This window comes from Pseudoalteromonas sp. MelDa3 (assembly GCF_002863625.1).
GTDB lineage: Bacteria > Pseudomonadota > Gammaproteobacteria > Enterobacterales > Alteromonadaceae > Pseudoalteromonas > Pseudoalteromonas arctica.
Map to the genome: position 1 here is coordinate 1 of NZ_PJBR01000012.1, position 21,101 is coordinate 21,101.

Consider the following 21,101-nt stretch of genomic DNA (forward strand, 5'->3'; position numbering starts at 1 on the left):
TGACTTATACAGGCCCTCAAAAAAGCCCAAGTCTGAAGAGATAAAACCAAAAAACACCAATTACAAAGAGCTAAGAAAGCACGACGCGACTAAAAACCAAGGCGTATCGCACTACTTAGTCTAATTTTATTACGCTTGGGACTTCTCATGTTCTAAAAATGCTTTAATGCAGTTTATTTCTGCAAGTTTTACTTCTTCGCCTATTTCAGGGCCTTTTTTGCCATTTTTAAGTGCATCTTGCACTACTTGTTTCTTATCCATTTTTTGCAGTTCAGTATGAATTGCTCGCAGTTTAGCTGCTTGCGGGTATGGCTTATCTACCAGTGTTTCACCACGCCCTTGCGCATCGCATTGGCATGCTTGGGTAAACGCTATAAAACGTTCTGGGTGTACCAACGCATTTAAGTTAGTCACTATTAGCTTGTGAATGGTTTGCGGCCTTAACTGATCAATCGTGTGGCAAAGGGTGTGATTATCACTGGTGAGTACACCAACATCGCGAAAACGGTTAGGTACTTTTAAGCGCTCACAAAACTTTTCAATAACGGCAACGCCTTCGCGTTCGTGTCCACGTAGGTTTCCATACTTTTTAAAACTAAGCGCTTTTCCAAAATCATGGGTAAGTGCAGCAAAGCGTGCTTCTAAGTTAAAATTTAAATCGGCTGCACGCCTAAGTACCAACATAGTATGCACAAATACATCCCCTTCAGGATGATGGTTTGCCGGTTGCTGTACATTAACCATGCGCTCAAGTTCTGGAAAAACACCTAAACCTTGCAGTGCTTCAAAATAAAGCTCAGGGTGCTTTTCACCCAGTGCTTTTTCGGTTTCAAGCCACACGCGCTCAGGTACTAAATGATTTAGCTCACCTTTATTTTTAAGCTCGCGCATTAATGCATACGTACTTGGGTGAATACGCCAATCACTGCCATAGCGCGCTAAAAAACGGGCAATACGCAGTACTCGAACAGGGTCCTCTACAAATGCCTCAGTGGTGTGGCGCAGTGTTTTATTTTGTAAGTCAGTTTGGCCATTAAACGGGTCAATAATATTACCGTGTTCATCAAGCGCCATTGAATTTATGGTTAAATCGCGTCTTGCTAAATCTTCTTCGAGCGTTACCGTTGGGCTGGCATCAACCACAAAGCCAGTATAGCCTTTGCCGCTTTTACGCTCTGTGCGCCCAAGTGCATATTCTTCTTTTGTTTTTGGGTGCAAGTAAACCGGAAAGTCGCTACCTATTGGTACAAAACCGAGCGACTGCATTGTGTCTGGCGTTTCACCAATCACTACATAATCGTTATCTTTTGATTTTATATTTAGCAGTTTGTCGCGCACTGCACCACCAACGAGGTAAACTTTTTTTAAGTTACTTTTCACTTTATTCCCATAAACATTAATAAAATTGTTTGATACTAATCATAACATTAATTAAAAAATTCTGCGGTGTTTGCCAAGCTTAAGTAAGCTCATTACAATGGCGCATTATTTTCAGCTATAGCCTCACAACTAATGAAAAACCATTCATCAAAAAAAGAACTTATGTTACTACCCATTTTATTAGTGGTTATTTTAATGTGTGTGGCGGGTCACTTTTTACTACAAGCAAATTTTCAAGACAGTAATGTGGTTGAATACATGTTAGCAGCACTGCCGTTTGCTATGTTTGGATTGGTTATTGTGGCGTTTAAAATGGCGGCTAAAAGCGAAAAGGATGAACAAAACGAGCAGGACTCTTAATCCTGCTTAGTTTTAGCTACTTATTATAATTTAAAGTATGTGATAGCCAAACCAGTCTGGCTTTATAGGCTGCGATATACCGCTGGGCGTGAGCTTAATGTTTAGCTGGCTGTCGAGTAAATCAATCGCAAAACAATCGTCTACGTCATGTAAATCATCTTTATGAATATGGCTAAGCCCTGCGAGTAAATCGTTTTTAGCTCGCTCTTTAGCTTCATGGCTACTGCTTGCAACATACAGTGCAAAGTCGTGTTGCTCAGCCATAGAATCACTTCTGTAAGCGCCTAAATTTACAAAATAGAGTTGTTTATTTTGTTCAATGTACGTATCAACAATCTCTACTTTAAAGCCATCAATATCATTAATTGCCATGTAGCTATCCATGTGAACACTACTTCTGTCGCCTACCCATTGGCTTTTTAACTTTGTATAAGTTTGCTCGATGTTTTGCCCTACAACAAAACGAATATCATGCATTTCAATGTGGCATCCTTGAATTCGCCCGCCTAAATACACCATAAATAACTGCATGCTTTTCCTTAACCTAAATTATCAACATCAATATTATGCTTTTTAATCAACTTATAAAAATCTGAGCGATTGCGCTTGGCAAGCTTAGCGCCTTCGGCTACGTTACCACCTGCCATTTTTAAAGTGTTAATCACATAGTCGCGCTCAAACTCTTTTTTAGCGTCGTTTAGTGATAATGGTTCTACGTTTGTTTCGTTACTATTTAGCGCAGCTAATACTAAGTGCTCTGAAATAACATCGCTTGGCGTTAATGCTACAACCTGCTCTACTACGTTTTGTAGTTGGCGGATATTACCTGGCCAGTCGTAACGCACAAGCGCATGCATAGCATCGCTTGCAAAGTGTTTTTCAGTTTGCTTCATGCGCTTAGCAATGCTTGCACTAAAGTGCTGTGCTAATAAGCTTATATCTTCGCGGCGCTCACACAATGGCGGTAATTTTAAATTAACTACGTTTAAGCGATAGTATAAATCTTCTCTAAATTGCTGGTTTAAAATAGCTTCAGGAAGATTTTTATGTGTTGCCGATACGATTCGTACATCAATCGCAATTTCTTCTTGAAAGCCTACGGGGCGAATTGTTTTTTCTTGTAATACGCGCAGTAACTTAACCTGCAAGTTAAGTGGCATATCGCCTATCTCGTCTAAAAATAGCGTGCCGCCCTCAGCTTGCTGAAACAAACCTTGATGATCTTTAATTGCGCCCGTAAACGAGCCTTTTTTATGACCAAATAATTCTGACTCTAAAAGCTCACCCGGTACAGCGCCGCAGTTAATTGCAACGAAAGGGCCACCGCTTACATGACTATGCTGATGAATCGCCTGTGCGAGTAGCTCTTTACCTGTACCACTAGCCCCCGAAATCAATACATTAACTTGCGTTGGCCCAAGTAGTTTTACTTGCTCTAACAAGTGCAGCATTGCACCACTGCGCGTAACTATATTACTTTTAGGTGCTGCTTCATCTGCATTAACACCATGTATTTCTATCGCTTTAGCAAGGCTGTCAAATAGCTCATCTTTATCTACAGGTTTAGTTATAAATGCAAAAATGCCCTGCTTAGTTGCCTCTACGGCATCAGGAATTGAGCCGTGCGCTGTCATCATAATGACAGGTAATGCAGGGTAGCGGCTTTGCAACTGACGATGCAGTGCCATGCCATCCATTTCATCCATACGTAGGTCGGTTATTACGGCGTCAAACACTTGGCTTTTAAGTATTTGTAGTGCGGTTAAGCCGCTTTCACAGGTCGTTACTTCGTATCCTTTTGATTCGATACGAATAGCGAGCAGTTTTAATAAGCTAGCGTCGTCGTCAACGAGTAATACTTTTGCACCTTGCACTTTAGTTGCTGCCATAGTTACTGCTCCTTAGTTTCTTCTCGTAGTAAAAGCTGCTGCTCAATTGTTGCTAACGATGAGAGGGTTTCTTGCATTTTATTATTAAGTGCTTGCTGCTCTTTTTTAGCATTTATTTGCATAGTCACTTGCTGCTTTTGAAGCCATAAATATTGCTTTATATCATCTGGCCAAAAGTAAGCTAAATCGAGTTTTAGCAACTTAGTCATTACCGTATTTGGATCATCACTTATGTTTAAGCACATAAATTTAAAAAAACGTTTAAGGTCGTTTTCACCTGTAAAAATATCTTTTTTTGGTACCAATTTAAACCCGCCACACTGATTAGCGTGCCATGCAATAACTTGCTCTGCAGGCGGATAGCTAGGTTCAATTTTTGGTCTGGGTTTTGGACTAGGTTTACTGTTTTTGTCGTTTGCTATTTTGGTATCGACCACAGGTGCAGGTGTAATTGACACACGCTCTTCTTGCCCATTAGTAATTTCACAACCTGATATAACCATGCTGCTACTGAGCACACATAAAATAGCGATTAAACGCAAGCGCATGTTAATTAACTCCTAGATTTTTTGTTATGGGAATTTTAATTGAAAACCGGCAACCATCCGGCTCGTTATGCTCAACAGTAAGTGTACCTCTTAGCTGTTCAACAGATTCTTTCACAATAGTTAAGCCAAGCCCACTGCCTTGCAGCGTAACATTTTTACTGTGTTTACCTTGATAAAATGCGCTGAAAATTTGAGTTTTTTCTTGCTCTTTAATACCGCACCCTTTATCAAGCACACCAATGCAAAGTTGGTTTTGCTCAAGTGCTAAATTAATAGTAACGCTTTGCTTATCTTGTGAAAATTTTAAGCCATTTGAAATAAGCTGAATTAAAATCATCTCAATAAGCTCACTAGGTAAAGCAAGCTGTTTATTAGGTAAGTTATTTTGCCATTGCAGAGCTTGCTGACGCGCACTTAAGCGATGTTCAAAATGGCTATTAATTTTATTAATAAGATAGCTAAACTCAACTTCGCTTAGGCTGTCTTTACTGGTGCGAATAGCATTATAACTCAGCAGGCTGTCAATCATTGTACGAAGGCGCACCATAGATTGGCTAATAAGCTCAAGCACTGCTTTTTGCTCAGCAGTAACTGGGCCTACTATTTCATCAGTTAGTAAATCAGTGCCTTCGACCATTGAAGCAAGCGGCGTTTTTAGCTCATGGGTAACATGGCGTAAAAAAGTATCTTTTTGCTGCTCAAGCATGTGAAGTTGCTCTTGCACCCATTGGAGTTTTTCTCCTAGCTCAACTAGCTCAGCGGAGCCTTTCACAGATATTTTTTGCTGCCAATGTCCCTGCCCTAGCTTATCAATAACCGTAGTTAACCCTTTTAGTCGCCCACTTATACGCCATAAAAAACCACCACCAACAATTAAAGTAAGCGGAATAAGTGCCACCAGCCAGTTTATAAATGAAGTTTGTAGGCTTGTAAGCTCATTTTGGTTATTGGTAATTTGCGCTTCATTTTTATCACGTAACCATAAAGTAAGCTCAGCAACTAAATCGCTCACTGGCACAAATAGCTCCGCTTGCTGTTGTTTTTTCTCAACAAGCTCTACATGCGCTGTTTGTAAGGTGGCATATAAGCGTTGCCATTGGTGGGTGTAATCTTTAACCGTGTTTACAAATTTAAGTTCATCAATACTTTGCAGGGATGATTGCCATTTATCGACAATGAGCTTATCTAACGATTCGCTTTTTAATACCCAGTTTTGCCTAGTGGCGCGCTCAAGGCTGTTGAGTTCTTGTTTTAGAGTATTGAACGATTTGGTAACTTGGTAGTTGTTACTCACGATACTTTGAGTCACTGCTAATTGCTTGTTAAGCGCATTTAAAAATACAATCACCACTATAGAAAGCGGGAGTAACGAAAGCAGCATACTCATTGCAAATTGCCCAATTAAATTAGGCCGCCAGTTAAGCATTGCATGGTATTTTTTAGCTATGGTTGCTGGCATTTCGTTTAGTCCTTTTAAGTTAAGCGTTCTATTATTAAGTGCTTACCTTATACACTAGCTGAACCAGCAATTATATTTAATACGATTAACAGCCAGCGCTACAAAAACAATGTGTCGCCAAATAGAGACAACGTAAACCATTGATTTTTAAACCCTACCTTTAATCTCACTACATAGTGTTGCAAAAGGTACACAAAAATTACAATAAACCCCGTAAAAACTTCTCACCCCCTTTAAGTTAAAAATATAAACACCTGAAAATTAACAATAATTATTTTTGGCATCATTTTTGTAATAGGAGTAATAACTTTAATCAATAAGGAAATAATTATGAACAAACGCATTTTAGTAATTTCATCATTACTGGCTTTAGGCTTTTTAGGCGCTAACGCACACGCAATGGACGTTCACGCGACTTTTAACGAGCTTGATAAAGACAGTAACGGCACATTAAGTGAAGCCGAAGCAGGTGAAGATGCCGTGTTACACGAGAATTTTTTACAAATTGATACTAATCAAGATGGGCAATTGTCGCTAGATGAATTCAAAAAATTTATTCAATAAACTCATTTAATAAGGAACGTGATTATGAAACAACTTATAGCCGCTTTTTCATTAATGTTTTTAGCAATTAGTGCCACCGTAATTGCATCGCCAACAAACGTGCGCTTTGCCCATTTAGATAAAGATATGGATGGACAAATATCAATTGTAGAAGCTAAGGAAGACAAGGAAGTAATGAGACAATTTGCCGACTTAGATGAAGACGGTGATGAAAAAGTCTCAAAAAAAGAATTTGAAAGCTTTAAGCCTTAATGAGTAATTACTGATTAAGCTTTACTTAAGCTTGTTACAAGTAAACTGAATTTAAAAGCATTTGCCATAATCCCTGAGGGAGTGTGTAAAAGGATTTAATGTTGGGAGTTAAATTACGGCAAGTGCTTTTTTCCTTTTTACTTTATTTTAGCCACGAACTTTTAATACATCTTTTGGAAGGAAGACCATGAAGATACTTTCCCTTGTTATAAGCATTTTAATGCTATTAAGTTTTGATGCCGCGGCACTTGATGTAAAGCAGCGCTTTGATCACCTAGATAGTGATAAAAGTGGCTATTTAACACACGACGAACTTGATCCCCAACCACAACTTTTAAACACCTTTGTAAAATGGGACAAAAACCAAGATAACCAAATTTCGCTAGTCGAATTTAAAAGTTATCTAACTAACAACCTTTACTAAGTGATTTGTATGAAAAGTATTAGCTATATAACGCTGCTGGCGTTTAGTATTTTTAGCGCATCTAGTTTTGCCGCAAGTAACGACATTGCAAAGCAATTTAAAAAGCTAGACAGGAATAAAGACGGTTTTTTATCACGTTCAGAAACCGCTATAGACCCGGCTTTGTGGTCACGGTTTTCAAGCTACGACAGTGACAAAGACGGTAAATTAGCATTAAATGAATATGGCTTATATGCAAGTAAGTAGTTTTATAGCTAGGTAAACAAGCACCTAGCTTATTATATTTATATCTATTAATTACGTTCAGGCTTTATTTTTAGAACAATGCGCCAAATACTCTGCATCAGTAGGTTTTGGGCTCACCATAAAATCCATTTTGAGATAAGTTAGAATAGATTGCTTACTCGTATTTTCAGTTGTCGCTTTCCAGCGCCATAAACCCACAGCAGCTGCCGCGTTATTATCAAACACGCCCTCAGGGTAAGACGAGATAACCTTATACCCTTGGGCTTCACCTTGTGAATTAATTAACATAGCAAGCTCAACACAACCTGAAATACTTTTCTTTGCAGCTTCTATCGGATATCGCGGCTCTACTCTTTTAACAACATCCCAGTATTCACCGGCCTTACTTCGCAGTTCAGGACTCGATAAATCAATAAAACTCTGCATTTCATCGCTTACTTGTTTATCAGACGTTGAACTACAGGCTGTTAGCATCATACTCAAGGGGAGTAATAAATAGAGAGCTTTCATAGCATTTCCTTATGCTTTATTGATTGTTTTACATACTAAATAATTACATCAATTACCTATTTTGTAAACAGTTAATATAGAGAAAAGCCTTAAAATGAGGTCTATCAATTCATTGGTATTATAAAATCAAGTTTGTTAATGTAAGTAAATTAACAATAAAAATTAAGTAACTATGCCACTCAAAAAAATAATCAAACCACTCATACTAGCCAGCCTTTGCGCTAGTTCTAGTTACACTCTCGCACAAACAAAAGTAATTTATAACGCCAATGGTTATACCCCTTTATACAAAGGTGAAGTACAGCAGTTTTCTACCCTCGTTATTAAAAATGGCAAGGTAGTTAAGCTCGGTAGCGAAACACTTAAAGATAGCTACCCAGATGCCAAGCTAATTGACGCGCACGGTAATACCTTATTACCTGGCTTAATTGATGCTCATGGGCACGTTATTGGCCTTGGCGACAATTTATCGCAACTTGACGTACGCGGCGCAACATCGGTTGATGAAGTAACAAATAAACTAAAAGTATTTGCCGATAACAAACAAGGTTGGATTATTGGGCGAGGTTGGAACCAAGAGCTTTGGGCTGATACACGCTTTCCTACAGCTAAAAATTTAGACAAAGTAGTGAGCGATCGACCGGTGGTTCTTTCGCGGGTTGATAGTCACGCCATTTGGGTTAATTCAAAAGCGCTCGAACTTGCTGGTATTAACGCCCAAACAAAAGCGCCTGAAGGCGGTGAAATAATTAAAGACGAATTTGGCAATCCTACGGGTATTTTTGTAGATAAAGCAGAATCGCTAATTACCCAGCATATGCCAGCCCCTTCAAAGCAAGATATAAGTGACTCACTAGATGCAGCAGGTAAGCATTTATTAAGTTTAGGCATTACCTCTACTCACGATGCAGGTATTGATAAAGCCACATGGGAGGTTTACAAAGAGCGCGGCGACCTTGGTAATTTACCGCTACGTATTGTGGCAATGTTAAGTGGTGCAAGCCCTGATTTAGATACAATGTTAAAGGCAGGCCGATACCACGACAAAAATGACTTTATGGAAATTCGCAGTGTTAAAGTTTACGCCGATGGCGCACTTGGCTCTCGCGGAGCCGCTCTGATTGAAGAATACGCAGACAGACCTGGTCACCATGGTTTAATGCTTGAAACACAAGAAAAACTCGAAGCGCTCTTTACACAAAGCTTTAAAAGCGGCTTTAGCGCAAATACCCACGCAATTGGCGATAAAGCAAATAAAGTAGTACTTGATGCTTATCAAAATGTGTTTAAAAAAACGGGCGGTATATTACTACGTAACCGAATAGAGCACGCACAAATTGTAACGCCTGAGGATATCCCTCGCTTTAAAGCGTTAAAAATAATCCCTTCAATGCAGCCAGTACATGCCACATCTGATATGCATATGGCAGAGCAACGCTTAACTGAAAAACAATTAAGCGGTGCCTATGCTTGGCAAACATTTTTAAAGCAAGGATCGGTTGTTGCAGCAGGCTCTGATTACCCGGTAGAGCTTGCAAATCCATTTGATGGTTTGTATTCAGCCATTACACGCATGGATCATAACAAACTACCTGAAAACGGCTGGCGCGCAAGTGAAGTACTAAGCCGCGAAGATGCATTACGTGCATTTACTCTCGGTGGCGCTTATTCAGCTCATCAAGAATTTAAGGTGGGTAGTTTAGAAAAAGGTAAATGGGCCGACTTTATTTTAATTGATAAAGACTACTTTAAAGTACCTGTTGACGAGATATACAAAACAAACGTACTGCAAACATGGGTAGCAGGTAAGCTTCGCTATAAAAAAGAAGAGGTTACAAAAGCACCATAATCAAAAATAAACAAATTAATTATTAAATTTAATTAAAGTAATCAAAAAGTGTGTCGATAAGGAGGGGTATTTATAAAATCCCCTTATGTTTCAGGAAGAAAACATGTTATCAAAAAAAATAACTCTTACTTTATCGGCACTTTTTACACTATCACTCTCAGCTTGCTCTACCCATCCTGTTTACAATGGACATGCACCACATAACAATATTGGCTATAATAATGCCCATAATCGCTATGCTGAAAATAACCAGCCGCGCGTGAGTAATTGGCAATTTCCAGAAAATAACTACCGCCCAATTAACAGCAGTAAGTTACTAAGTAATTACACAGAGCAATTAGCAATGAAACTAATTGAGAATATGAATTACATAAATAGTAGCACGCCTATCGCTATAACTTCGTTTGTAAATTTAGACGACAACCTGCAAACTACTAATATTTTTGGCAATCATTTAGCTGAAAGCTTTATTACTGAATTACAAGAGTTTGGTTTGTCTGTTGTTGATTATAAGCACACAGGCACAGTGCACGTGACACCGATGGGTGATTTCTCATTTAGCCGTAATGGCAAAGATATTAAAGGCTACCCACATATTGAATACACTTTAACTGGCACGCTTACATACACCAACCGCGGTGTTGTTGTTAATGCTCGTATTATTGGCGCTAAATCTAAAGTAGTGGTGTCATCAGCTAAAGGGTTTATTCCCAGCTTTGTGGTTGAATCGCTATACCCTACTCGCAGAACAGATGGAATAGTACTAGACGCTATTCAATAAAACTAAAAAGGGTTAACGCAAGTTAACCCTTTTTAGTTTGTGTAATAAACATGTTTAGCTAAACATGTTTTTCACATCTTTTAGCATATCGTTGTATTCATCACTTGTGAATAATTGCATAGACGGTATTACACCTTTATCTATGTACGTTTGCAGCGCTGCTGACTTATCAGAAACCTGTAATGTTCCCTCTAAAATAGCGCCTACTCGAATAAAGTCTACGTAACTAACTTTATCAGGTTTGTAACTTGGATCTGCCCAGCTTAGAGCTACATCAACAAACTCTTTAGGAAATTCCCACGCTTGCATAATAGATGAGCCAATTTTTCCACTCAGCTTTTGAATTGCGTGCGCTAAAAAGCTTGGGTTGGCAAACACTTCAGGGTGGCGCTCAGCTTCTGTTAAAATTGGTAATACACCAATATTATAAACAAGCGCAGCTAATGTAATCGAATCACGATTTAATGAAGTGTGTTTATTGTTTTTTAAGTAAAACTCCATGAGTGTTATTGAATGGCTAGCAACGGTTAATGTTTTTTGCCAAGCCTTGCCCATGTAGCCTTTAATCAGCTCATTGTTTGATACAAATAATTGCTCCATAGCCATAGCTGTTGCAATATTTTTAATTTGGCGCAACCCAATGCGAGTCACTGCTTGTTGTAAATTAGATACTTTTACAGAACGTCCCATAATCGCACTATTAGCTACTTTTATCATACGAGCTGAAAGCGCTGGGTCTTGTGAGATTACATCTGACATTTGCATTAAATTCACATCAGGGTTATCTGCAGCTTGGCGAACCTTAATCGCTACTTCAGGTAGCGTTGGTAAAACCAACGTATCGTTATTTATTCTATCGACTAGAATCGTTAATAAAGCGTTTTCTGTAGACATAAAGCTGCCGTCCTTTTGTGTTCAGCCTGTAAAGTAACTGCAAACTCAGGCAGTTAATTTTCGTATTAGTAATATAATTAGTATTGTCTAACTTACCGATAAAGTTAAGAAAATTATAGAAGTTTATTTTTATTTATAATGCTTTATCGCTCATGCCTGCCTTACAACGCCAAATACTTGCTATTTACTATTTAGTTTTGCTTTAATGCACTCACAATAAGGAAGCGTTTGTACATATTTAGTTTTTTAACTAAAGCAGTACAAATTATTAAACTTACTTTTTAACAGGCAATATAATGATCTTAAATAAAATTAGCCAAGCAATTATGCTCTCTGGTGTCGTTTTTCTTAGTGCATGTTCTGAACAAGCGCCGTCTTCTACCGACAACACAGCCACAGAGCTTGCTCAAAAAAGCAGTGCACAATCAGGCCCTGGGCTTATTAATGCAAATAACCAACGTTTAGATATTTACACCGACTTTAGCTTACAAAGTGATTTATCGCACTTAAGCGATAACCAACGAGCAATGGTTGCAAAGCTTATTGATGCTTCAAAAATAATGGATGAGTTATTTTGGAAACAATCTTTTGGCGAAAATAAAGACGCTTTTTTAGCAAAACTAAACGACGACAAAGTACGTAAATTTGCCGATATTAACTACGGTCCATGGGATCGTTTAAATGGTGATGAAGCTTTTTTATCGGGTTATAAAGAAAAACCACTTGGTGCGCAGTTTTACCCTGCAGACATCACTAAAGAAGAATTAAACAATGCCGATGTTGAAGACAAAACAGGTCTTTACTCTGTTATTAAACGTGATGAGCAAGGCAAACTTTACAGCGTACCTTACTCTAAAGAGTATGCTACTGAACTTGCAAAAGCAGCCGAGCTGCTACGTGAAGCAAGTAAGCTTGCTGACGATAAAGAATTCGCTAATTACCTAAACCTACGTGCTGATGCCCTACAAAAAGATGATTTTCAAGTATCTGATTTTGCATGGATGGATATGAAGAATAACCCTATTGATGTGGTTATTGGTCCTATTGAGACTTACGAAGACCAGTTGTTTGGTTACCGTGCTGCTTATGAGTCTTATGTATTAATTAAAGATCTAAAATGGAGCGAACGCCTAGCTAAATTTGCAGCATTTTTACCTGAGCTTCAAAAAGATTTACCTGTTGATGCTAAGTACAAACAGGAAGTACCTGGCTCTGACGCCGACTTAAACGCTTATGATGTTGTTTATTACGCAGGTCACTCTAACGCTGGTAGTAAAACAATAGCGATTAACCTGCCAAACGATGAGCAAGTACAATTAGAAAAAGGTACTCGCCGCCTACAACTTAAAAATGCAATGCGTGCTAAGTTTGACAAAATTTTAGTACCAATTTCAAAGCAGTTAATTGTACCTGAACAACGTAAGCATATTACTTTCAATGCATTTTTTGCTAACACCATGTTTCACGAAGTGGCTCACGGTCTAGGTATTAAAAATACCATTACAGGTAAAGGTACTGTTCGCCAATCTCTACAAGAACACGCAAGTGCACTTGAGGAAGGCAAAGCCGATATACTTGGTTTATATATGGTTGAGCAGTTGCTTAAAAAAGGCGAGATTACTGAAGGTACACTTGAAGATTACTACACAACCTTTATGGCTGGTATTTTCCGCTCAGTACGTTTTGGTGCATCAAGCGCACATGGTCAAGCAAACATGATTCGCTTTAACTTTTTTGCACAAGAAGGCGCATTTTCTAAAAATGAAGCCGGTTTATATCGCGTTAATATGGAAAAAATGAGCATTGCAATGGCTAAGCTTTCTCGCTTAATTTTGACCTTGCAAGGTGATGGCGATTACGAAAAAGTAGACCAGCTAATTGCAACTCATGGCGACATTAAAGAAGAACTTGCTAAAGACTTAGAAAAACTAAGCAAAGCAAATATTCCTGTAGATGTAACGTTTAAGCAAGGTAAAGAAGTACTAGGGCTTAAATAAGCTTAGTTAAACTTAGCTAAACCCTAAAAAAGCGTTGCAGTTTAAAACTGTAGCGCTTTTTTTAACTCTGTAATTTGTAGTTCTGTATACGGTACTGCTGGATATTTACCCCAAATTGGCGCAGGCCAGGCAGCATCAGTCGTAAAACGTGCTATATGATGAATATGTAATTGCGGCACCATGTTTCCCAAAGCAGCAATGTTTAACTTATCAGGCTTAAATACATTCATAATCAACTTGCTTAGCTTTGCAGACTCTTTTAAATACACAATTTGATCACCCTCAGATAAATCAATAATCTCTCTTAAGGCAGGTTGCCTTGGTACTAATACAAACCATGGATACTGACTATCGTTCAACAAAAGTACTTTACACAGCGGCCAATCGGCAAGGTCTATACAGTCACGTTTAAGCTCTGGGGCTAATTCGAATTCAGGGTTAGTCATTATTATGTCCTGCTTAGTCTTTAATAATTGACACTTTATAGCATTTAGTTGCAGTTGCACACGCTTGGCTTTACCATTCAAAGTAATATTTATAAAAGCGAAGGCAATCTTGTGCTAAAAAAAATAAAACACCTTTCACTTGCCCTGCCATTAATAGTTGGCGCTATTAGTGTTCAAGCAAAACCTTTATCGCTGGAGCGTATTTTTGACGATCCAAGCCTGTCGGGTAAGTCGCCGGTACAACTTAAATTTTCGCCGGATGGCAGCCGAGTAACTTATTTACAAGGTAAAAATGATGACTACAACCGCTACGATTTATGGGAATACAATTTAAAAGATAAAAAAAATCGTATTCTGGTTGATTCAGCTAAATTATTTTCAGGTCCAGAAAACCTCTCTGATGAAGAAAAAGCACGCCGTGAACGCCAGCGCATTTTTGGTAAAGGCATACTTGAATACAAATGGTCTAAAGATGGTAAAGCGCTTTTATTTCCATTAAACGGCGACCTTTATTATTACGAACTAGCATCAGGCAAAAGTAAAAAACTAACCGACACTGAAACATTTGAAACCGATGCACGTTTTTCACCTAAAGGTAACTATGTATCGTTTATTCGAGAGCAAAACCTTTATGCTTTAGAGCTTGAGTCAGGTAAAGAAATTCAGCTTAGCAAAGACGGTGGCGGCGTTATTAAAAACGGCATGGCCGAGTTTGTTGCTCAAGAAGAAATGAGCCGCATGACTGGCTACTGGTGGTCAGGTGACGAATCTAAAATTGCTTATACTCGTGTTGACGAAACCCCAGTAAAAGAAGCCATACGTAACGAGATTTACGCTGATGAAGTAAAACTATTTAATCAACGTTACCCATTTACAGGTACCGATAATGTCAAAATTCAACTTGGCGTAGTAAAACTAAACGATCAACAAGTAGATTGGATTGATTTAGGTAAAGACGAAGATATTTATATTGCCCGCGCTAAGTGGTTAAAAGATAGCGGTACACTGTCGTACCAATGGCAAAACCGCTCGCAACATAAACTAGAACTTCGTTTTTATAACAGCGAGTCAAAAACGCAAAAGGTAGCACTTACTGAAAACAGCGATACGTGGATTAACCTACACTTTGATCTTGAGTTTTTAAAAGACAAAAAACACTTTGTATGGGCATCTGAACGCGACGGTTTTAAACACTTATACCTATATCGCACAAATGGTCAGCTTGTTCGCCAAATTACATCTGGTGATTGGACTATTGATAGCTTAAAAGGCATTGATGAGAAAAAAGGCGTTGTGTACTTTGCTGGTCGTAAAGATACCCCCCTTGAAAGCCACTTATACAGCGCTCCTTTATTCAAAAAGGGTGAAACAAAACGTATTACCGAAAAAGGTCAGTACCATAATGTTGTAATAGCAAAAGACAATAAAACCTTTATCGATAATAGCTCATCTGACAACAAACCAAATTCAGCAGCACTTCGCAAAATAAATGGCGAATTTATTACGTGGCTTGAAGAAAACAAGCTAGACAGTAATCACCCGCTTACACCTTATTTAAGTGACTTAACAAAACCAGAGTACGGCACAATTAAAGCCGAAGATGGTCAAGTTATGCATTATCGCCTATTTAAACCAAGCAACGTAACCGATGGCAAAAAACACCCTGTTATTGTTAACGTATACGGTGGTCCGCATGCACAACGAGTAACGAATAGCTGGCGTAGTAAAAACTTGTATTTTCAGTACATGGCGCAACAAGGTTACGTCATTTTTCAACTCGACAACCGTGGTTCTTACAACCGAGGTAAAAAGTTTGAAGATGCTATTTACAAGCACTTAGGTGTAGTTGAAGTGGCAGATCAAATTAAAGGCGTAGAGTTTTTACGTACTCTTGATTTTGTAGACCCACAACGCATTGGTGTTTATGGTCATAGTTACGGTGGCTACATGGCACTTATGACTATGTTTAAAGCGGGTGACTACTTTCAAGCAGGCGTGTCAGGTGCACCTGTAACCGATTGGGCACTATACGATACACATTATACTGAGCGTTATTTAGGTCACCCTGATACAAACGCTAAGGGCTATGAAGACAGTGCTGTTTTTCCTTACGCTGATGGCTTAAAAGGTCCATTAATGATTTACCATGGCATGGCAGACGACAATGTGTTGTTTACTCATTCCACTAAATTATTTAAGCAGCTTCAAGATAATGAGAAACAGTTTGAAATGATGACCTACCCAGGCTCTAAACACAGCTTACGTGGTAAACAGGTACAAACGCACTTACATCAAACAATTACTAACTTCTTTAATCGTCATTTTGATGTTAAATAGTTAAACACGTTTAAAAAGTAGAATAAAGGCTGATTGATAAATCAGCCTTTTTTTTGTCTTAATGGTTGTTGAGCCTAGATTAAATATACTTTTTAGCTACGCTTATTCTATGCACCTATCAGTGCAAACTTATAAAGGATAAATGTATGCCCAACCTTCGTCGTTTTAGTATTTTCCAACGTTTCGCCATTTTGGTAGGAATTGTTGTTTTTGGTTTAATCGTATTAAGTATTTCTAGCTTAACTCATCAATACGATGCACTTAAAAACGAGCAATACCTAAAAACACAAAATGTAGTAGAAACCGCATATAGCGTTATTGATCATTATTATACGCTTGAGCAAAATAAAAAACTCACACAACAACAAGCTCAATCACAAGCAATGCAAGCCATTCGCGCCCTCAGATACGACAATACTAATTACTTTTGGATTAATAACTACCAACCAGAAATGATAATGCACCCCATAAAACCGGCACTCGAAGGAAAAGATTTAACCAATAATAAAGACCCAGACGGTAAAGCATTGTTTGTTGATATGGTAAATATTGTCAAAAGTTCTGGTGAAGGTTTTATACCGTATAAATGGCCAAAACCCGGAAAAGATAAACCTGTCGATAAAATTGCATTTGTTAAAGGATTTAACCAATGGCAATGGATTATTGGATCTGGTGTTTACCTTGATTCAATTGATACCGCATTTGAAGAACAACGAAATTTAATAATTATTAATGCCGTTGTAATGATATTTGCCGTTATTTTACTTAGTTACTACATAGGTAGGAGCATTGTTGCACCAACACGATTGGCCGCCGATATGATGAAAGATATATCGCAAGGTGAAGGCGATTTAACACGTAGTTTAAATGAAGAAGGAAATGACGAAATCTCAGAGCTATCTCATTCATTTAACTCTTTTATATCAAAAATGCGTAAATCTTTAGTTGATGTATCACAAAGCGCAACTGATGTGGGTGAACATGCATATACAGTTGATGAATCAAGTAAAACGAGTCACTCATACATTGAACTACAAAACGACAGTTCAACACAAGTAGCAGCCGCTATGGAGCAAATGACCCATCAAATACATGACGTAAGCCGTAATGCAGAAGCCGCTGAGCAAGCAGCAAACGATGCAGCTAAAAATGCATCTACTGGCAAAAATGTAGTGGCTCAAACAATTACAGCAATAGAAACACTTTCTAGCAATATAGAAACAGTAAGTCGTGTAACCGAAGACCTAGCAAACGAAAGTCACAATATTGGTTCAGTACTTGATGTTATTAGGAGTATTTCGGAGCAAACTAATTTGCTCGCATTAAACGCAGCAATTGAGGCAGCACGGGCGGGCGAACATGGTCGAGGCTTTGCTGTGGTTGCCGATGAAGTGCGCACTTTAGCAAGCCGTACAGGACAAAGCACTGATGAAATTCAAGCTATGATAACCAAACTTCAAGAAGGTGCAAAAGCAGCTGTTGAAGCCGTTAAATCAAGCCAAGCGCTTTCGCTTTCAACCGTAGAGCAAGCATCACTAGCTAATACGTCTCTTAATGAAATAGAAAGACTCGTATCGATAATCACAGAAATGAATAGTCAAATAGCTCGCGCCACAGAACAACAAACTCAAGCGGCCGATGAGGTTAATTTACGAATAAACGATTTGTCGCATTCAACCGAAAAGTCACTCGACAATACCAAGCAGTTAACCGGTGCCAGCGATAAGCTAAAACAAAGTAGCCAACAACTATCGAGCGTCGTTAATCTATTTAAACTAGATTAAGCGATAACTTATTGAGTATTAATTAAAAAGCCCCAAATTATGACTTATAATTTGGGGCTTTCTTTTTAAAGCGATAACTTATTGAGTATTACAAACAATAACGTGCAAACAAGCTAGTTACAGATGCCGCAGTTGGCTTACCATGTTGCCAATCACCACCTTCAACACCGCTACCTGCAATATCCATATGAACATATGGTAGAGGTTGCGCAGAGTCGTTACCGTGCTTATCTAGCCCGCCTACAATAGCCATAAACGCCATTGGGAACTGATGCCCACGGGCTGTAACTGCAGATGCGGCATTATTACTAGAAAGTACATCGTCAGCTAACGTACGCGGTTTAATAAAATCATAATCTTCACGGCGTGAACGCGATACTTCTGCGCCATCTGCCCACAAATCTCCAAGGTCAGCTATTTGACGTGAAACACCAGCGCTACGAGCTGGACCATTTTCAACATACGCACCGTAAGGACCCATTGCACGTGCCGCGTGACCCGTTAATGTAGCTACAGTAAATAACGTTGGGTTTATTTCGCCTTTAGCTAAATCTTTCATTTCGCTAAGCAGGTCGCCCATTGCTAAGCGCCCTTCTGCATCGGTATTACCAATGCGTACACGGATACCTTCGCGGCTAGTAATAATTTCATCTGGCACAAAACAATCCGAGCCAATAGAGTTACGAACAACAGCCAAGTACGATACTACTTTAACGCCTTTAGGCTGATAATCCGCAACGGCTTTCATAAAGCCCGCAACAGAAGCTGCGCCACCTTTATCGCGACTCATGCCTGCCATATGACCACCTACTTTTAAATCTGCACCGCCTGTATCGTATACAAGACCCTTACCTACAAACATAAGTGTACGAGTAATTTCGCCCTCTGGTACATATTCAAGCTTAACAACACGTGGGTGATGGCGCTCAACTGCATACGATGCACGAGCAACAGTGCTTAGCATTGGGTAGTTTTTATCAATAGCTGCAATATCATCAATTACGTCAACCGCAATGTTTGAGCCTTTAAATAAATCAACGCAGTAATCAGCAAAACGTGGTGGAGCCATACGCTCAGGTTCGGTGCCACATAAGTCACGCGCGGCATATTGGCCCGCAGCAATTGCATTAACAGCTTTAATTGTTTGCTCGCTTGCGCCAACTAAACCAATTTGAGTAATAGGTTCAATACTTTCACCGTGATATTCACGCGCTTCTAATGGCTGCCATAAGGCTTGGCAAGCGCCTAAATAAGCAACTTCTAAAGCATGCTGATAACGGCTATCGCCATTTAAATTTGGTAAAAATAATGCAGGGTTAACACTACCCGACGCTTTTGCTTCGTTAATTGCTAATTTAGCAGCATCAAAATAACGGCGAACATCGTCGTAATCTCTATTTAACGGACCCGTTGGCGCAAGTACAACGCGTTTGTTTTCAATCAATAATAAAGTAACTTGTTTACCAATACGAGAATCAACTTTTGCTTGGTCTAAAATAGCATCACGTAATGAGTTATTTGGTAATAGAGAAAAGTCATCACTAATAATAATAAGCGCATCATGAGATGTGCATTCAAGGCTTGCACTAGCCGCTTGAGGGTATGCCATAAATAAAGTCCTGTTAGAAAACATAAGCCCCTATTATCGTCGATTTAAATATTGAAGACCAGCAAGGTGCGATGGGCTAATTATACAACCTGCCAATAAATGGCAACTTGGAGTTACAGGCTTTACAGCTTAATCGAGAATACTAAGTTGAAAGTTTTGTTCTGGCTCGCTTTTAATACCAACGCCTATGCCAAGTAATCTTACAGGTTGTTGTAGCCCTCGTTGGTAGGCCTTAGTAAGGAGTTGAATAAATATTTCTGTGTTTAGCTCGTGGTATGCCTGATCGGCTGAGGTCACTACAAAATTTGCAAACTTCACTTTAACACTCAGCTTATTAATACGGTTTTGTAATTGCTGTTTATTAAGCCTTAAAACTAATTCGTCTAACAATTTTGGCAGCTCATCTAAGCACTCTTGCAAACTTGTTTTGTTGTATTCGTAGGTATGCTCAACACTCAGCGACTTTCTGATGCGATCTGTTGATACTTTACCAACATATTCACCTGCACATTTTTGATAAAGCGACACACCAAAATTACCCACATGTTGCTGCATCCAGTTAACGCCTTTTTCACGTACATCCTTGCCGGTATATAAGCCTTTTAAATTTAGCTTTTCGAGCGTTACTTTACCCACCCCCGGAATTTTCCCCAGCGGTAATTGCGCTAAAAAGTCATCAACCTCATGAGGCAAAACGACAAATTGACCATTCGGTTTTTTTTCGTCGCTGGCTATTTTGGCAATAAATTTAATCGGTGCAATGCCTGCTGATGCAGTGAGCCCGGTGGCATTGTAAATATCGGCTCTTATTTGCTGTGCAATAAGTGTAGCACTGCCTTTACAAGCGGTGCTGTCTGTTACATCTAGGTAGGCTTCGTCTAAAGAAAGAGGTTCAACTAAATCTGTGTAGCGGCTAAATACTTCACGTATTTGATTTGAAGCTTCTTTGTATACAGCCATGCGCCCTGGGACAATAACTAAATCGGGGCATAATTGTTTAGCATGATAGTTCGACATAGCCGATCGCACGCCATATTCTCTAGCTATATAGTTAGCGGTTGAGAGCACGCCTCGTCGGCTATTGCCTCCAATAGCAAGCGGTACACATGCAAGTTTTGGATTATCTCGCATTTCTACTGCTGCATAAAAGCAATCCATGTCTATGTGAATAAACTTCTTCATCACCACAACAACAATAACTGGTTATTTATACAGTCATTATTATAGAATCAAATGTGATAAGCAAGCCTAGGGCCTGTTTATCTTTCGAGGTTAAATTTGCAGCAGTATGTTTGGTATTTAGGCAAGGCAGAGCCTATGTAGTGTGGTTATTCCCCATAAATAGGCGATAACGTAGCAAAAATGCCAAACATACGCTGCCCGAAGGGTTCTGCCTAGGGGCAATTTACTCTTTGTTGCTCGGTTTTTACTTAGCCCACTAGGTCACAAACCTCGCGCCGCGATTAAATAGCCCCTAGATTGAACAAATTTTAATCCTGAAAGGTCAACAGGCCCTAGTTAACGATTAAAAAAAGTGTTTATTGTCCTCTGATCTCTTATAACCACGTAGCCAATACATAACCTCAAATAAAAATCCTGCCAACATTAAAATGATAGCGCCAGATTCATTCCCCATCGCGTAACAGGTAAAAGAGGCTATAAAAACCAAACAAGCTAAGGACCAATTAATTATATTCTGCATATTTTTACCTTTGTGTGTGTTTGTGTTTGTCTGTGTTTGTCTGTGTTATTTAACTGTAGACCTAAAATTA

At 39.0% G+C, this 21,101-nt stretch carries 20 protein-coding genes; 10 read left to right on the top strand and 10 right to left on the bottom strand.

The genetic code is table 11. From position 1 onward, the window contains the following. Positions 1-129: 129 nt before the first annotated feature. Entirely contained in the window at positions 130-1,380 is a 1,251-nt protein-coding gene (locus tag CXF89_RS04480; protein ID WP_121953922.1) for a multifunctional CCA addition/repair protein, read from the bottom strand. Between the two features lie 132 nt (positions 1,381-1,512). On the opposite strand from CXF89_RS04480, the gene CXF89_RS04485 reads away from it, so the two are divergent. Beyond that, positions 1,513-1,740: a hypothetical protein gene (locus tag CXF89_RS04485; RefSeq protein WP_007581571.1), complete on the top strand. Its 228-nt coding sequence runs from the start codon at positions 1,513-1,515 to the stop codon at positions 1,738-1,740. A 30-nt stretch (positions 1,741-1,770) separates the two neighbouring features. On the opposite strand, the gene CXF89_RS04490 is transcribed toward CXF89_RS04485, so the two are convergent. Genes CXF89_RS04490 through CXF89_RS04505 form a run of 4 tightly spaced genes read right to left on the bottom strand, consistent with a single transcriptional unit; the run spans position 1,771 to position 5,636 of the window. After that, on the bottom strand, positions 1,771-2,271 hold the full coding sequence (locus CXF89_RS04490; RefSeq protein WP_121953923.1) for a DUF1543 domain-containing protein: 501 nt from the start codon (positions 2,269-2,271) through the stop codon (positions 1,771-1,773). A gap of 8 nt (positions 2,272-2,279) precedes the next feature. Beyond that, the gene (locus CXF89_RS04495; RefSeq protein WP_010553151.1) at positions 2,280-3,629 is read right to left on the bottom strand and encodes a sigma 54-interacting transcriptional regulator; all 1,350 of its coding nucleotides are present in this window, start codon (positions 3,627-3,629) and stop codon (positions 2,280-2,282) included. Positions 3,630-3,631: 2 nt separating this feature from the next. Next, positions 3,632-4,177, bottom strand: a complete 546-nt coding sequence (locus CXF89_RS04500; RefSeq protein WP_121953924.1) for a hypothetical protein — start codon at positions 4,175-4,177, stop codon at positions 3,632-3,634. Position 4,178: 1 nt separating this feature from the next. Further along, positions 4,179-5,636 (bottom strand): sensor histidine kinase, encoded by a 1,458-nt coding sequence (locus CXF89_RS04505; protein ID WP_121953925.1) that lies wholly within the window; start codon positions 5,634-5,636, stop codon positions 4,179-4,181. Positions 5,637-5,966: 330 nt separating this feature from the next. Between CXF89_RS04505 and CXF89_RS04510 the strand changes: the two genes are divergently transcribed. From CXF89_RS04510 to CXF89_RS04525, 4 genes are all read left to right on the top strand, one after another. After that, the gene (locus CXF89_RS04510; RefSeq protein ID WP_007581561.1) at positions 5,967-6,200 is read left to right on the top strand and encodes an EF-hand domain-containing protein; all 234 of its coding nucleotides are present in this window, start codon (positions 5,967-5,969) and stop codon (positions 6,198-6,200) included. Positions 6,201-6,224: 24 nt separating this feature from the next. Beyond that, a complete protein-coding gene (locus CXF89_RS04515) occupies positions 6,225-6,452 on the top strand; it encodes an EF-hand domain-containing protein (RefSeq protein WP_007581559.1) in 228 nt (75 codons plus the stop codon). Between the two features lie 187 nt (positions 6,453-6,639). Next, complete coding sequence (locus tag CXF89_RS04520) at positions 6,640-6,876, top strand: EF-hand domain-containing protein (RefSeq protein ID WP_007581558.1); 237 nt, start codon at positions 6,640-6,642, stop codon at positions 6,874-6,876. A gap of 9 nt (positions 6,877-6,885) precedes the next feature. Beyond that, the gene (locus CXF89_RS04525) at positions 6,886-7,122 is read left to right on the top strand and encodes an EF-hand domain-containing protein (protein ID WP_121953926.1); all 237 of its coding nucleotides are present in this window, start codon (positions 6,886-6,888) and stop codon (positions 7,120-7,122) included. A 57-nt stretch (positions 7,123-7,179) separates the two neighbouring features. Here CXF89_RS04525 and CXF89_RS04530 read toward each other — a convergent pair whose 3' ends face one another. Beyond that, a complete protein-coding gene (locus CXF89_RS04530) occupies positions 7,180-7,632 on the bottom strand; it encodes an energy transducer TonB (RefSeq protein ID WP_121953927.1) in 453 nt (150 codons plus the stop codon). A gap of 172 nt (positions 7,633-7,804) precedes the next feature. On the opposite strand from CXF89_RS04530, the gene CXF89_RS04535 reads away from it, so the two are divergent. After that, the gene (locus CXF89_RS04535) at positions 7,805-9,481 is read left to right on the top strand and encodes an amidohydrolase (RefSeq protein WP_121953928.1); all 1,677 of its coding nucleotides are present in this window, start codon (positions 7,805-7,807) and stop codon (positions 9,479-9,481) included. 103 nt (positions 9,482-9,584) lie between these two features. Next, entirely contained in the window at positions 9,585-10,262 is a 678-nt protein-coding gene (locus tag CXF89_RS04540; RefSeq protein WP_121953929.1) for a FlgO family outer membrane protein, read from the top strand. 54 nt (positions 10,263-10,316) lie between these two features. On the opposite strand, the gene CXF89_RS04545 is transcribed toward CXF89_RS04540, so the two are convergent. Next, positions 10,317-11,156, bottom strand: coding sequence for an HDOD domain-containing protein (locus CXF89_RS04545; RefSeq protein WP_024590070.1), 840 nt, complete (start codon positions 11,154-11,156; stop codon positions 10,317-10,319). Between the two features lie 296 nt (positions 11,157-11,452). Between CXF89_RS04545 and CXF89_RS04550 the strand changes: the two genes are divergently transcribed. Beyond that, entirely contained in the window at positions 11,453-13,153 is a 1,701-nt protein-coding gene (locus tag CXF89_RS04550; RefSeq protein ID WP_121953930.1) for a dipeptidyl-peptidase 3 family protein, read from the top strand. A gap of 41 nt (positions 13,154-13,194) precedes the next feature. On the opposite strand, the gene CXF89_RS04555 is transcribed toward CXF89_RS04550, so the two are convergent. After that, positions 13,195-13,599, bottom strand: coding sequence for an HIT domain-containing protein (locus CXF89_RS04555; protein ID WP_121953931.1), 405 nt, complete (start codon positions 13,597-13,599; stop codon positions 13,195-13,197). Positions 13,600-13,710: 111 nt separating this feature from the next. Here CXF89_RS04555 and CXF89_RS04560 point away from each other — a divergent pair, with 111 nt between their 5' ends. Then, the gene (locus tag CXF89_RS04560) at positions 13,711-15,936 is read left to right on the top strand and encodes a S9 family peptidase (RefSeq protein WP_121953955.1); all 2,226 of its coding nucleotides are present in this window, start codon (positions 13,711-13,713) and stop codon (positions 15,934-15,936) included. Between the two features lie 146 nt (positions 15,937-16,082). Further along, complete coding sequence (locus tag CXF89_RS04565) at positions 16,083-17,720, top strand: methyl-accepting chemotaxis protein (RefSeq protein ID WP_121953932.1); 1,638 nt, start codon at positions 16,083-16,085, stop codon at positions 17,718-17,720. A gap of 88 nt (positions 17,721-17,808) precedes the next feature. On the opposite strand, the gene CXF89_RS04570 is transcribed toward CXF89_RS04565, so the two are convergent. Together CXF89_RS04570 and dinB are read right to left on the bottom strand one after the other, a co-directional pair. Next, on the bottom strand, positions 17,809-19,329 hold the full coding sequence (locus tag CXF89_RS04570; protein WP_121953933.1) for a M17 family metallopeptidase: 1,521 nt from the start codon (positions 19,327-19,329) through the stop codon (positions 17,809-17,811). Positions 19,330-19,458: 129 nt separating this feature from the next. Further along, complete coding sequence (dinB, locus tag CXF89_RS04575) at positions 19,459-20,511, bottom strand: DNA polymerase IV (RefSeq protein ID WP_024590076.1); 1,053 nt, start codon at positions 20,509-20,511, stop codon at positions 19,459-19,461. Positions 20,512-21,101 lie beyond the last annotated feature (590 nt).

What these genes read in the sequence shown, in the direction of transcription:
- CXF89_RS04485 (WP_007581571.1), top strand. Translation starts at nt 1,513, where the DNA reads ATGAAAAACCATTCATCAAAAAAAGAACTTATGTTACTACCCATTTTA.
- CXF89_RS04490 (WP_121953923.1), bottom strand. Translation starts at nt 2,271, where the DNA reads ATGCAGTTATTTATGGTGTATTTAGGCGGGCGAATTCAAGGATGCCAC.
- CXF89_RS04495 (WP_010553151.1), bottom strand. Translation starts at nt 3,629, where the DNA reads ATGGCAGCAACTAAAGTGCAAGGTGCAAAAGTATTACTCGTTGACGAC.
- CXF89_RS04500 (WP_121953924.1), bottom strand. Translation starts at nt 4,177, where the DNA reads ATGCGCTTGCGTTTAATCGCTATTTTATGTGTGCTCAGTAGCAGCATG.
- CXF89_RS04505 (WP_121953925.1), bottom strand. Translation starts at nt 5,636, where the DNA reads ATGCCAGCAACCATAGCTAAAAAATACCATGCAATGCTTAACTGGCGG.
- CXF89_RS04510 (WP_007581561.1), top strand. Translation starts at nt 5,967, where the DNA reads ATGAACAAACGCATTTTAGTAATTTCATCATTACTGGCTTTAGGCTTT.
- CXF89_RS04515 (WP_007581559.1), top strand. Translation starts at nt 6,225, where the DNA reads ATGAAACAACTTATAGCCGCTTTTTCATTAATGTTTTTAGCAATTAGT.
- CXF89_RS04520 (WP_007581558.1), top strand. Translation starts at nt 6,640, where the DNA reads ATGAAGATACTTTCCCTTGTTATAAGCATTTTAATGCTATTAAGTTTT.
- CXF89_RS04525 (WP_121953926.1), top strand. Translation starts at nt 6,886, where the DNA reads ATGAAAAGTATTAGCTATATAACGCTGCTGGCGTTTAGTATTTTTAGC.
- CXF89_RS04530 (WP_121953927.1), bottom strand. Translation starts at nt 7,632, where the DNA reads ATGAAAGCTCTCTATTTATTACTCCCCTTGAGTATGATGCTAACAGCC.
- CXF89_RS04535 (WP_121953928.1), top strand. Translation starts at nt 7,805, where the DNA reads ATGCCACTCAAAAAAATAATCAAACCACTCATACTAGCCAGCCTTTGC.
- CXF89_RS04540 (WP_121953929.1), top strand. Translation starts at nt 9,585, where the DNA reads ATGTTATCAAAAAAAATAACTCTTACTTTATCGGCACTTTTTACACTA.
- CXF89_RS04545 (WP_024590070.1), bottom strand. Translation starts at nt 11,156, where the DNA reads ATGTCTACAGAAAACGCTTTATTAACGATTCTAGTCGATAGAATAAAT.
- CXF89_RS04550 (WP_121953930.1), top strand. Translation starts at nt 11,453, where the DNA reads ATGATCTTAAATAAAATTAGCCAAGCAATTATGCTCTCTGGTGTCGTT.
- CXF89_RS04555 (WP_121953931.1), bottom strand. Translation starts at nt 13,599, where the DNA reads ATGACTAACCCTGAATTCGAATTAGCCCCAGAGCTTAAACGTGACTGT.
- CXF89_RS04565 (WP_121953932.1), top strand. Translation starts at nt 16,083, where the DNA reads ATGCCCAACCTTCGTCGTTTTAGTATTTTCCAACGTTTCGCCATTTTG.
- CXF89_RS04570 (WP_121953933.1), bottom strand. Translation starts at nt 19,329, where the DNA reads ATGGCATACCCTCAAGCGGCTAGTGCAAGCCTTGAATGCACATCTCAT.
- dinB (WP_024590076.1), bottom strand. Translation starts at nt 20,511, where the DNA reads ATGAAGAAGTTTATTCACATAGACATGGATTGCTTTTATGCAGCAGTA.